This window comes from Paenibacillus sp. 2TAF8, from assembly GCF_052114825.1.
GTDB lineage: Bacteria > Bacillota > Bacilli > Paenibacillales > Paenibacillaceae > Paenibacillus.
In genome coordinates this window covers 110,003-122,974 of record NZ_JBFRFN010000003.1, presented here as the reverse complement: position 1 = coordinate 122,974, position 12,972 = coordinate 110,003, and the positions used below count along the sequence as shown (strand labels likewise).

General features: G+C 45.9%; 9 protein-coding genes. 7 read left to right on the top strand and 2 right to left on the bottom strand.

What is annotated here, in order from left to right; all coding sequences use genetic code 11:
* Window positions 1-124 precede the first annotated feature (124 nt).
* Window positions 125-1,189, bottom strand: a complete 1,065-nt coding sequence (locus AB4Z30_RS06340; protein ID WP_441924428.1) for a hypothetical protein — start codon at window positions 1,187-1,189, stop codon at window positions 125-127.
* Window positions 1,190-1,386: 197 nt separating this feature from the next.
* Here AB4Z30_RS06340 and AB4Z30_RS06335 point away from each other — a divergent pair, with 197 nt between their 5' ends.
* Both AB4Z30_RS06335 and AB4Z30_RS06330 read left to right on the top strand, forming a co-directional pair.
* The gene (locus tag AB4Z30_RS06335; RefSeq protein ID WP_441924426.1) at window positions 1,387-2,946 is read left to right on the top strand and encodes a class I adenylate-forming enzyme family protein; all 1,560 of its coding nucleotides are present in this window, start codon (window positions 1,387-1,389) and stop codon (window positions 2,944-2,946) included.
* 130 nt (window positions 2,947-3,076) lie between these two features.
* On the top strand, window positions 3,077-3,547 hold the full coding sequence (locus tag AB4Z30_RS06330) for a hypothetical protein (protein WP_441924424.1): 471 nt from the start codon (window positions 3,077-3,079) through the stop codon (window positions 3,545-3,547).
* A gap of 174 nt (window positions 3,548-3,721) precedes the next feature.
* Here AB4Z30_RS06330 and AB4Z30_RS06325 read toward each other — a convergent pair whose 3' ends face one another.
* Entirely contained in the window at window positions 3,722-4,084 is a 363-nt protein-coding gene (locus tag AB4Z30_RS06325; protein WP_441924422.1) for an iron-sulfur cluster biosynthesis family protein, read from the bottom strand.
* Window positions 4,085-4,194: 110 nt separating this feature from the next.
* Between AB4Z30_RS06325 and AB4Z30_RS06320 the strand changes: the two genes are divergently transcribed.
* From AB4Z30_RS06320 to AB4Z30_RS06300, 5 genes are all read left to right on the top strand, one after another.
* The gene (locus AB4Z30_RS06320; protein WP_441924420.1) at window positions 4,195-5,067 is read left to right on the top strand and encodes a metallophosphoesterase family protein; all 873 of its coding nucleotides are present in this window, start codon (window positions 4,195-4,197) and stop codon (window positions 5,065-5,067) included.
* 90 nt (window positions 5,068-5,157) lie between these two features.
* Window positions 5,158-6,186, top strand: coding sequence for a LacI family DNA-binding transcriptional regulator (locus AB4Z30_RS06315; RefSeq protein WP_441924418.1), 1,029 nt, complete (start codon window positions 5,158-5,160; stop codon window positions 6,184-6,186).
* Window positions 6,187-6,411: 225 nt separating this feature from the next.
* Window positions 6,412-7,908, top strand: a complete 1,497-nt coding sequence (locus tag AB4Z30_RS06310; protein WP_441924416.1) for a glycoside hydrolase family 30 protein — start codon at window positions 6,412-6,414, stop codon at window positions 7,906-7,908.
* A gap of 114 nt (window positions 7,909-8,022) precedes the next feature.
* Window positions 8,023-10,983, top strand: a complete 2,961-nt coding sequence (locus AB4Z30_RS06305) for a beta-galactosidase (protein WP_441924414.1) — start codon at window positions 8,023-8,025, stop codon at window positions 10,981-10,983.
* A gap of 552 nt (window positions 10,984-11,535) precedes the next feature.
* Window positions 11,536-12,873, top strand: coding sequence for an AbfB domain-containing protein (locus tag AB4Z30_RS06300; RefSeq protein WP_441924412.1), 1,338 nt, complete (start codon window positions 11,536-11,538; stop codon window positions 12,871-12,873).
* The last annotated feature ends 99 nt before the right edge of the window (window positions 12,874-12,972 follow it).

Here is a 12,972-nt window from a genome sequence, read left to right as displayed (position 1 = left end):
CTATCCAAAATAGGGGACGAATCCTTGTTTATGAGACAGGGATCAGTCCCCATAGTGGATTGGGAGGTTTTTATGTTTGGATGCTCACACGATAAGAATATTCATTAAATGAAGGGAGATATTCTTATTTCTTGCCTGGCTCCGATACCAGCGTGAAGTTATTGATGAACCCTTCTTTTTGCAGGAAAACAGTCTCAATCTCGTCCGTTTTCATATCATAATAGTAAATGCCTCGCTCAGTATTTCCATTTCCTTTTTCCCCAAGAAAATAAAATCCGTTACCGTTTTTGTCCAAAAATAATTCACTACCGGCCTTGATCGGCAGATGAAGTTCCTTTCGTTGTCCTGTCTTCAGATCCACTAGACTRTATCCGATGGGCATTTTATTAATGTATTTGGCAGTTGCTATGAGAAGCTGGTTTCCTCTGGCGGATAAAGTGAGAATCTGTTCATCTTTGAGTTTGATGATTGTACGAGTTTGCATGGACACGGGATCAATTTCGATAACAGTATGACTTGGTGGGACCATCGGTTTTTGGGTCTGATTTGATTTTTCCATCTGCTCGTATTGTTCTTCTTCAGAGTATTGTATGGTGTATGCTTTTTCTGTTTCTGGATCATATGCGATGTCCCATGTGGTTGTATCTGAATCTTGCTCATTCAATATCGAGATTTTATGTGTGGCTTTATCCAGAAACATGACTTTGACAGGGCGTTCTCCTTTTTGCACAGCAGCCATCATTAAGGTATTTCCAGTAACATTCGGGATGATCGCATTAATTGCAAATAAATTAGAGCTTAATTGCTGCACCTGCTGTGTTTTCATATTATAAGCGAATAACTCGTCCCCTTTATTTTGGCCATCTCCTGAATAATAGATGGTATCCTCGGCCAAAGAAACCACGGTCAAGGGATATTGAGAGTTATATGGCAAGTCAGACATTTTGTTGAGAGCTTTGGACTGTAATTCGTATGTATACACATTCATTTTCATTCCATCAGTAGAATCTGCCCCATTGACGTATTCGGTGTTAGTAATAGAAAGGTATTCGCGAGTCTGTGTTTCCCCAGGCTTAATTGTTGGTGGAGGGACTTTAATGCTGCTTTCACCGCTACTGCATCCTGAAATAAACATGACTGAGCTTATGAGTACGAAAATAGCTTGGTACAGGATATGACGTTTTCTCATCGTTAGTCCTCTTTTCTTTGATCGTACAGATGTTTAGGAAGCTTGTAAAATAAACGTTGCAAGTCGGAGAAGGGTTTGGTTATCAATCAACAAAACATGATTTCTAGATGTTTTGAGTGAAATGTGATATCTTCAATTTATTCCAAATTATTCTTCTCGGATTAAAAGGATATTAAATAGATCTTTGGGGGTAAACGATGTTTTTATCTGAGCGATTACCATTAGCAGCAAGCCTGTATCCAGAGGCAGCAGCATTATTACACCAAGGCCGCACGGTGAGTTATAGCGAGCTTAATGAACTTGTCGAGAAGATGAGCAATGCATTTTATGCAGAAGGGCTCCGTGCTGGCGATCGTTTTGCTTTATTAGGTGACCCGAATCCCAAACTTGTGGTCGCATTATATGCGGCAGTTGCTATTGGAGCTATACCACTCGTGCCTTCTCCATTGTTAACCGTTTCTGAACTGACCGCCATACTGCAAAATGCAGAGCCGCACATGATTATTCATGATGAACATCATCTCGAAAAAGTTAAAGCCTTAATCGATCTTCTGGCGTATGGCCCAAAATGGTTCTCAACACATGAGGAAAAGACTATAACCAGATCGCTACCAAAACTTTTGGAGAGGGAATTCGCAACTCGTCCCACAGAATTTATTAATCAAAGTGTCGAAGATACAGCAGTATTGATTTATACGGGAGGCACGACAGGACGGCCTAAAGGGGTGATGCATTCGCACCGGGGAATGGCTGCCTGGAACCAACTTACACCCTCCGCAGGCTTTGGTCATGATATCGGACGCAGGGTACTTGTGCTCAATCTGTCACATCTGGTTGGCCAGTTTCAATTGTGGGCAACGATGGCAGCCGGGGGATGTCTGGTGTTCCTGGACGAATATCCCGGGTCGGTACACCGGATTATTGAAGCGGTTGAACGAAACAGGATTACACACCTCAGTACGGTAGGACAGCTGCTTCGTGACCTTACTTATGAGGCGTCTGTTACAGGTAAATCTCTGAGAAGTTTAAAAGTGATAGGGTGCGGAGGGTCGATCATATCCCCTGATACGCTTCGGAATGCAGTGTCCCAATTCCCCGAAGCAATTATTGTGAACAACTACTCACAAGCAGAATGCGGGATGTCGATAAGCCGCCTTTTTCCTTCAAGTCATCTGGGAAATACTCACCGGCTCCGCTCCGTAGGCCGTCCCCTCGACTTAGCTTCTCAGGGGGAACAAGCTTTTGAGGTTCGAATTATACATACAGATGGTAGAGATGCAGAGACTGGCGAATCGGGTGAGATTGTTGTTCGAGGTCCACAAACGATGAAGGGGTATTGGCGTCAGATTGAAGTCTCAATCGAGACGATGACTGAAGGCTGGATACGAACCGGTGATGTGGGATGTCTGGATGAAGAAGGTTATTTGTATGTAATGGATAGGCTGAAGGATATGGTTATTGTGAACGGCTCCAATGTGTTCTGCGCTGAAGTGGAACAGGTCATTATGAGCCATGAGGCAGTCATTGATGCAGCAGTAATCGGAGAACGGCTTCGAGATGAAGGAGAAAGAGTGGTTGCGTTTGTCGTTTTACAGGAAGGTCGAAGTTTGGATTTGGCTCAATTAAGAGCGTTTTGCAAGTTACATCTTGCCCGTTACAAATGTCCAGCACAGTTGCATATTATCAAAAACTTGCCCCGGACCTCGGTAGATAAGGTGGATAAAAAGCAGCTGCACCATTATCTTGCTGTTCAATAATCTGTACGTATCGATAAAAAATCATCCCAAAGAAACTACGGTATATTTTATATGGATATTGAAACAATTCTCAATTTGTTACGTCTGTATAGGAAGGTTATGTAAAAAAGAGGTGGAGGGTGGGAATCTTGTGAGGAAAAGAAGTAAATTATTCATCTCCTTTATGTTATGTCTCTTACTTATTCCCCCAGTTGCTTCGGCAAAAGCAGCACAATTGAAGGGCCCTGTGCTCCAAAACTTCAAAACAGAGAAAAACAATTCAACCAGAGATACATTTAAAAAACATAAAGTAAATGATGCTAGTACTAAGAAATGTATTGTTATTCTGGAGCCACTCCAAACACTCATTGATGAATACAAACGTAACAAAGAAAAAGAGTCAATTGAAGTGAGCATTATGCTTAAATATGACTTGAATATCTCTAAGCATGACTTTATAAAAACAAAATTCTCTGAGTACAAGGATTCAATCACAGATCAGACAGGATTTGGAGGCTACAGTTTTTTTGCCAGAATGACGATTCAAGAAATCGAGGAAGTGAGTACATGGGAGGAAATCTCAACTATTTCGGTTCCTTCGGATAAGGTATCTATTTATTGATTAGTTAGTTAATTGAAAAAACCTTAATTTCGCATGTTTTATACAAACCAAGCGAATTAAGGTTTTTTTATTTATCCTCAAATAAGTGCGATCGTGACATGTACCCATTTCTTCTGTGAAAGATAATAAATCGGTTGTTATGGATCGGCTTTTACAATTGGCAAAATTCTTTTTCTATCTCACAGGCCATTCCGTAGATTCAGACATTACATTAGCTACATCCCGGAGATCATGGACCTTTACGTTGCTTCCGTAAATTATCGAATCACTGCTCAGACGGAAGGAAGGGAAGTTATTTTCGGATTGCAGTCGTAAACAGGATTCAAAGTAAATTTGTTGCTGTTTATTAATCACAAACGGAAGCGAACCCGCCTCAATAGGCACATCATCGCTATCCCGCTCATTTAAGATTAGCAATACCGTAATACCATCACAGCCGCAACCATCGGTATCATAAAATAACTTGAAAAAGCCCGGCTGGTCGCCCAGTTGTTCAACCAGTCTTGCTTCTGCCTGCGGACTCACTTGAATGATCATGGCGTCGTCACACTCCTTTATTTCCCAATGAATTCGCTTACAATTTAATATATGGACCACAATTGCCGATTAGAAGGTAAAATAATATATAAGGAAAGGAGAGATGCGATTTGAAAATACGGCTACTTAATGATGAACCTATTGAACAATTTGCGTATTTGAATGTGATTCCCGGTGGCGAGGTCATTCAAGCTCAACTTCCGATCTATCATGGGACATTAGATGGCTTGCCAGAAGGCATCGATGCACTGATTGTCGCTTCAGATTTGCAGGGAATTGTACCTGTAATGGAGAAGGAGTCCGGTGCCGCCTCTGACACGGAGTCTGTGGACAAGCTTTTGGGTGAGATGTTGCCTGCCTATGTACGTCTACTGATGGAGGTGGAGTGGCCTGAGCTCGATCCGCAGAAGACGGGTGTGCTGTTATGTGGAGATATGTATGCCCTGCGCGGGAAAAGGGGAGCGACTGGCAATCCGGTTCCCGTTTGGCTTGCCTTCAGGGCAGCCTTCGGCTGGGTTGCCGGCGTTCACGGCAACCACGATCTCACCGATGATGCGGACGCTCATCGGTTGCATCGCAGCGAGGGCATCCATTGCATCGATGGCCCAGCTGCGATCATCGGCGCTGGCCGCCCACCGGGTGGCCTTGCGCCAAGTGCCGCCAAGGCGCGTCAGCTGCGCATCGCGGGCCTTGGCGGCATCATCGGCAGGCCGGACAAGCCGAACCGGCTGCCGGCAGAGCCGTACTTGCAATCTGTGCGCAAGCTGCTGAAGCAGCAGCCGGATTGCTTGCTTTTGCACCAAAGCCCGGGCATCGCCGAGCTTGGGCTTAGGGGTGAACCGCTCATCCGGCAGGCCTTGGAGGCCGGTCCGGAGACGCTGGTGTTCAGCGGGCATACCCATTGGGATACGCCGCTGGTTCAACTGAGCAACGGCACGCAAACGGTAAATGCCGACAGCAGGCTGTTGATTTTTACGCGCTAGGCCGCTTGTGGAATGAAATGCATTTCATTCGTGATATCTTATCTGGTATGATAAGCAGGTAAATAGAGAAAAAAGGAAGGTTTCCCCCCTATGACATCGATCACCATATATGATATTGCGAAAGAAGCAAACGTATCTGTATCGACCGTCTCTCGGGTGCTGAATGATACGGCTCCGGTTCGTGCCAGCACGCGGGAGAAGATAATGTCGATTATCGAGAAACATCAGTTTCAACCGAACGCACAGGCACGTAGCCTGATTAAGAAAGAGACGGGCACCATCGCCATCATCTTGCCGGATATCACGAACCCCTTTTTCCCCGAGGTGTTCTGGGGGGCAGAGAATGAAGCCCGCGGACTTGGTTACACGTTCTTTTTGTGCAACACAGCAGGAGACTATAATCGTGAGTCTGAATATCTCTCTATTTTGCGGGAGAAACGGGTGGATGGGATTATCTTTCTCGGCGGACGTATCAACTTACAGGTCTGTCCAGATAATATGGCACAGGAATTGATGGATATGAGCAGACATATGCCTATTGTGCTAGTCAACGGTAACATTGCCAAGAGTGGACTTCACCGGGTATACACAGATGAGGGAGCTGGAGCAGCTATGGCTGCAGAGCATCTGCTTGAGCATGGGCATCGGGAGATTGCTTTTGTCGGGGGAATGAAGGAGTTATCTACCACGATGGTAAAGGTTAAAGCGGTACAGAAGAAACTACGCGAACATGGGCTTGAAATACCGAAAGAACGCCAGTTGTTAGGTGGTTTCTCCATCGATGATGGCAAGCGGGAGATGGCCAAACTTCTGGAGCAGGACAATCCGCCAACGGCAGTGATCTGTGTCAACGACAATAATGCAATCGGTGCAATTAAATCAACCATTGAGTATGGTTTGTCGATCCCGAAAGATATTTCGATCATCGGTTTTGATGACACACCTCTTGCGAGTGCCGTAATCCCTGAGTTGACAACGATATCCCAGAATACATATCAACTGGGCAAACAAGCCGTGGATGTGCTGCATGAGCTGATTAACCAAGGGAAACCGAAGAAACAAACTGTATTGGAACCTAGGCTGATTATCCGCCAGAGTACAGGACCTGCCGCCCGGTAGTAGGTCTGTATCTCAGGAAAAGAAAGCGTTGACATTTCCTTGAAGTGTGAAATATAATGAGGGCGTAAATGGGACCCTTTTCCTCATGTGGAACGGGTTTTAGTTTTTCTCTTAATGAAACCGATTTCATGAAATGGGTTTCAAAAATTTAACGCATTAACGGCGTATTCAAATTACCAACATCATATTAGATTATCAAATGCATCATGAAGGAAGGAAACTACGATGGCGGATCGTGAGCGGTATTCCAGAGGCAGACGAGTTTTTTTATTTGCAGGTACAGCCTTGCTTGCCTTGGTAGCCGTAGGAGGAATTGCTATCAATCATTATATGAATCCATCCCCCAAGGTACTTGTATTTCAGGAAGATCCGGTGCATCTGAAGCTGGAACAGTCATACGATCATTTTGAAGGCTGGGGTACGTCACTGGCTTGGTGGGCAAATGATCTAGGGGGCTGGGAAGACCAAAGCAAGGTTGATGAGGTTATGGATCTGATATTTGATCCAGCCAAAGGCTTGGGGCTTAACATCGTTCGTTACAATATTGGTGGTGAGGAAAACCCGGAGATGAATGCGCTTCGTCCAGGCGGCGATGTCCCAGGCTTTCAGCCTGAGCCGGGAAAATGGGACTGGGAGGCGGATGCAGGTCAGCGTTCCGTGCTGCAAGGTGCGATTAAGCGAGGAGTCAACATCACGGAGGCCTTCTCCAATTCACCTCCGTATTGGATGACGATTAGTGGTTCGGTCACTGGGGCTGAGGATGGCGGTAATAATCTGCGTGAAGATCAGTATGATGCGTTCGCCGACTATTTGACCGAAGTGGTGAAGCATTACCGAGATACGTGGGGCATTACATTTCGCTCCCTTAATCCACTGAATGAACCTTCTGCCAACTGGTGGAAGAAGGGCAATCAGCAGGAGGGAAGTCATTTCAATACCGAGAAACAGGCTGAGATTATTAAGAAAACGGCTGCCTCGCTCAAAAGGAAAGGGCTGGACGGCACGGTAATCAGTGCCGCAGACGATAACAGCATCGATGAGACCGTATTTAATTTCAGCTTGTACGACCAAGACACGATTGATGCAGTGAAGCAGATGAATACCCACTCGTATAACGGCAGCAAAATGGAAGAACTGCGTACTCTCGCTGACAAGCTAGGCAAAAGGCTATGGATGTCCGAGTACGGAACGGGTGGCAGTGAGCCACATAACCATGAGGATATGACCTCAGTACAGGAGCTGGCAGACCGGATCATGTTTGATCTGAAAGTCATGCAGCCATCCGCTTGGGTATACTGGCAGGCCGTTGAGGATGAAGGAGCGAAAAACAACTGGGGCTTCATCCATGCGAATTTTAACGGTGATGAGCAATATGAGATGACCAAGCAATACTACGCTATGGCTCAGTTCACCAAGTACATTCGTCCAGGCGCGGTTATCATTCCGACGGATGAAGGCAGAACACTTGCAGCTTATGATGCCAAGGCACAAAAACTTGTGCTGGTGATTCGAAATGAGCTGTCTGCAGAAAACAAAGCATTTGACCTGACCGGTTGGGATGTAGCAAAAACGACCTCTGCCCAGGTGTACCAGACATCACCGGATCGCAATATGGAGAAGCTGGAGGATATCCCGGTATATGCCAATGGCATTGAAGTGCCTACAGCAGATAACTCCATTACCACCGTGGTGCTTGAAGGTGTTATGCCATCTGCAGAGTAATAGCACAGAATAACAGCGATCTGCAAGTTATTCTGGCATCGGAGTGATTCGTGTAAATTCGCAGTTCAATAGAGAGCGTCCTTTATTCATAAAAAAGAAAAGGAGGGGATTGTGTTGACAGAACCAACATCCCTTTTGTTTCAGGAACAAGAGAATAACAAGCTTGGCAGCAAGAGTAATGCTCAAACGGAGCTGACGTATGATGCGCGCAGCTTTTATCTAAACGGTGAACGTATCTTCCTGAATAGTGCGACCATTCATTATTTCCGCATGCCGAAGGAGGAATGGCGTGATGTCTTAATGAAGGCTAAGCTGGCAGGCATGAATTGCATCGATACCTATTTTGCCTGGAACGTACACGAACCGGAGGAGGGACAATGGTCCTTCGAAGGGGATAACGACTGCGGTGCCTTTCTTGATCTGTGTGCAGAGCTGGGCATGTGGGTTATTGCACGTCCAGGTCCGTTTATCTGCGCGGAGTGGGATTTCGGTGGTTTTCCGTACTGGTTGGGTACGAAGGAGAATATAAAATTCCGTGAAAATAACGAAACGTATCTTCATTATGTACAGCTTTACTTTGATCAGATCATCCCGATTATTCGCAAGCGTCAGTTGTCTGTCGGAGGTACGGTGATCCTCGTCCAGGTCGAAAATGAATATGGGTATCTGATGGATGATGAGGCGGCAAGCGCACATATGACAACGCTGAGGGACGGGATACTGAAACGAGGGATAGACGTACCGCTTATTACTTGTGTTGGTGGAGCCGAAGATACTATTGAGGGGGCGAACTTCTGGTCTGGTGCAGATGGACATTATGCCAACTTGCGAACGAAACAGCCAGATACACCAAAGATTGTTACTGAATTCTGGACTGGCTGGTTTGAAAACTGGGGAGGGCCTTCGGCAATCCAGAAGACCGCATCGCTACTGGACAGAAGAATCATGGAAATTCTGCAAGCCGGGTATACCGGGATCAGTTATTACATGTTCTATGGGGGAACTAATTTCGGTGGATATGGGGGCAGAACGCTGGGTGACAGCGATATTTTCATGATCACATCGTATGATTACGATGCTCCGCTGAATGAATATGGACGTGTGACGCCGAAATATGCAGTGACGAAAAATCTGTCTTATTTTGTGCGTGCATTCGGGTCACTGCTGATGGAATCCGAAGAAATTGCGTCCGAGCAGATCCAGGTAAGGCATCCGGGCGGTATATCCGTGCGCGGAAGGCAGGCAGATCAAGAGAAAATTTGGTTTGTAGAGAGCCACAAGGATGAACGTGAGACAGTGAACATTACACTTGAGGAAGGCCGTACTTTGCCGGTATCGATACATCCGGGACAGATAGTTCCTTTACTGGATCGCGTGCAAATTGCTGAACAGGTGTATTTGACTGCAGGGGCTTTAATATCCGGTAATGAAATGATTAACGGAGAACTGACGTTGTTCATCACAGCTGACAGAGGACAACGCACTGTGATTGAATTGGAACTGGGAGCAAAGCAGGCATCGGGCGCAGGGGATTTGATCCTGAAAGACAGTACGGTGCAAGTGTTGGTTGAACAGGATTTGGCGAGAAACTCATATCGTTTTGACCTGTTTCACTTTCAGGAGCCGGGAACAATGCGTGTGGAGGCAAATGGTACTGCCATTCGTTTCATCATCCTGGATCGCGAGACTATGGATCGCACATGGCGAGTGGAATCGGCTGATCGCCAAAGCTTGCGTTATGCCATCGGCTTTGACGATGTAAATGTCATGACGTCCGGGCAAGTGCAGGGAATGCTCTCTGATTCGGAGCGTACAGTGATGTTGCTAGGTGATTGGCAAGATGGCGAACAGGCAAGGACAGGACGTGAGTTCTTTAATCAAGAAGTGGCGGCACAGCCTGAATCCGCATCGATTGCAGTTAAAGATCAGCCTGCTTGGGTGATTCCTCTTGCACCGCTGGCTCCGGTGTTGTCTAAATCTCTTGAATTCTCACGTGTTACATTAACGGCTAAGCAGCGCTCTGCGAGCGGGCATCCGATGGATTTTTCCGAGTATGGTCAGGACTTTGGCTATATGCTGTATGAATGTGATTTTGACAGTACAGTGGGTGGAGTGGTGAATCTCGTACTGCCCAAGCTACAAGATACTGCGAGAGTTATCGTGAACGGTGCCGAACAAGCACTTGTACGTCAGGTGGGTGCGGCAGCTGTTCCGATCCAGGTGATTCAGGGACGAAATAAACTGCAGATGCTTGTACAGCACATGGGTCGACTGAACTTTTCCCCGTATCTGGGTGAACGTAAAGGTGTGGCAGGAGCGGTCTACCTTGGTGGTCAAGTACAGGATATTCGCCGCGATTGGCAGATGGAGTCAGAGATAGAAACAGGAACTATTCATCTGGATGAAGTGAACTCCATTCAGGGAGGAACGGTGCTCCGCCGAAGTTTTACGATGGACGGCATGGATCGGGCGGTTCTTGTGGGGGCCTTGAGTAAAGGTTTGCGTATTAACGGTATTGAAATCCCGATGCCTGCTTATCAGGACTGGTTTGCGTTCCAGACACTGGATCTGTCCGGCTATGTGAAGCCTGAAGTCGTAAATACGTTGGAAATGCCGTATAGTCGGTCAGCACTGAATCGACTTGAGCTGATCACTTATCTTCATGAGGGTGAGCTTCAGGATTGGAGAATGGAAGGTACAGATGCATTGCTTCCTATGTCATGGGAGTCATATGATCTCTCAGATGATACACAAGGAGGGATTTCACCGGGAGCTTCATACGGTCAGCCGGTATGGTATCGCTGGCGATTTGCCAAGCCCGTCACAGATGAACACTTCAAAGTAAACTTGATGGTTCGCCTGACTGGTATGAGCAAGGGAACGATCCACGTGAACGGTCATCATCTGGGCCGATACTGGCAGATTGGACCGCAGGAGGACTATAAAATTCCGGTTGCGTGGCTGAAAGAAGAGAATGAATTACTCATTTTTGATGAGGAAGGCAGAACACCCGAACGGGTGCGATTGCTGCTGGATGAGAAGTCACGATATCCGTGGGTTATGGCGGGACAATAGAAATAGAAATAGAAATAGAAACTAAAAACAGTATGTGGAAATAGAAGTAAATTAGAAGTGAAATAGTTGTAATAATAGTAGTAAGAATAGCATTGAAAATTAGAAATCGATTAAGAGCCATGCATCTAAGATGTATGAAGCAGAGCAAGCTTGAAACAACATTAAACAGCGAATGCCTTAGGCCGCAAGGATTTCCCTCATTCTTATATAAACCTGGATCACAGCAGAACTTGGTATAGATAAATATTAATAGATATTATTATATCAAATGGGCTTTATATGAGAATGAGGGGATTTATGCGTGGTTTTTAAGAAAGAAAAGTATCAATGTTTGATCTCGATGCTCGTAAAGTAAGATAAACCTCATTTTTGTAAGCGTATACATAGCATGCATATGGTGTGTAAACTTGTAAAGGAGGTGATGTTTCATGTGAATGGGACGGGAGCAGATACCGTTAGGTGCTGCTTGACTAATGTAAGTATGTTTAAGCACGCTTCGTTTAGTCCTAAGGCAGCTCAATATGATCTTATGCAGGATAAGGAGTTGGGTTCATGTTGAAGAAAAGGAAAGGCGCAGATAAGAAGTGGGGCATACAGAAGATCGCACTTTTACTCACACTAGGATTGTTGACGATTCTCACTGTCGGATTCCCGAATACAGTCAAAGCAACAACAAGTGTCTATACGATGACGGCCTTTACCAACACGAGCGAGTCCAACATGTATATCTATGAATCATATAACGCGAAGCATTACGGTTTGCTGAAGGGTCCAGCGTATACGCCACCTGCATCTGATTTAATTCGCGATCCCAGCATCATGAAACACACCGATGGCTTGTATTATGTGGTTTACACCACGAACTGGTCAGGCAATACAATTGGCATCGCGTCCAGCACGGACAAGATGAACTGGACTTTTGTCCGCAATATCACGCTGACTACTACAGCCCCGATCGCCCATACCTGGGCACCGGAATGGTTCAAAGACACGAACGGCAGTGTGAACATCATCGTTTCGCTCTCTCCTGGAAATTACGAGAACTTTAAGCCACATGTCATTACCGCATCGGGCAGTAATCTGGCATCCACATCCTGGTCTGCACCTGCGGTGCTTACAGGCCTTGCTCCCAACTATATTGATACCTTTGTTGTGAAGACAGGTTCAACGTATCACGCTTTTACCAAGAACGAAACAACCAAATACATTGAATATGCCACCTCCAACTCCTTGAAAGGACCATATACCTTTAAAGGCACAGGGAATTGGGCCGGCTGGGGTTCATGGGTAGAAGGACCGGCACTGATCCAGCTGGATAACGGTTCCTGGCGAATTTATTTTGACGGTTATGCAGATCACAAATATTATTACAGCGACTCGGCAGACAACTTTCAGAGTTGGGGTGCCAAGCAGGAGATTACGGGTTTGTCCGGGATGGTTCGCCATATGACAGTATTGAAGGAATCAGGTCAGCCTGGTGATATCCGCAAGCTCGAATCATTTAACGTACCGGGCAGTTTTATTCGCCACTATAACTATCAAGCTCGTATTGATTCAAGGGTGAGTCCGGCAGAGGATGCTCAATTTCGAATCATTCCTGGTCTGGCAAATACGATGGGTATCTCAATTGAGGCGATGAATTATCCTGGATATTTCCTGCGCAATAATAATGGCAATATCATGCTGGTGAAAAATGACGGTAGTGCTGCATTCCGCAATGACGCGACATTCAAACGCGTAAACGGGCTGGCGAATGCAAGCTGGACTTCGTACTCCTTATTCAACAATCCAAGTCTGTATCTAAGGCATTACGACCAAGTGTTACGGCTGGCCCCTGTAGTCACGGCTCTCGATAAATCCGATGCCACTTTCAGGGAGGTTACTCAATAGCCTCATTGGCAAGAGTCAAGACTCAGCAGACGATTTTAATTGAGGTTGTACCCAAATATTTTCACCAAAGTGGCTTATCTAAAATAAATAAGGAGTGAA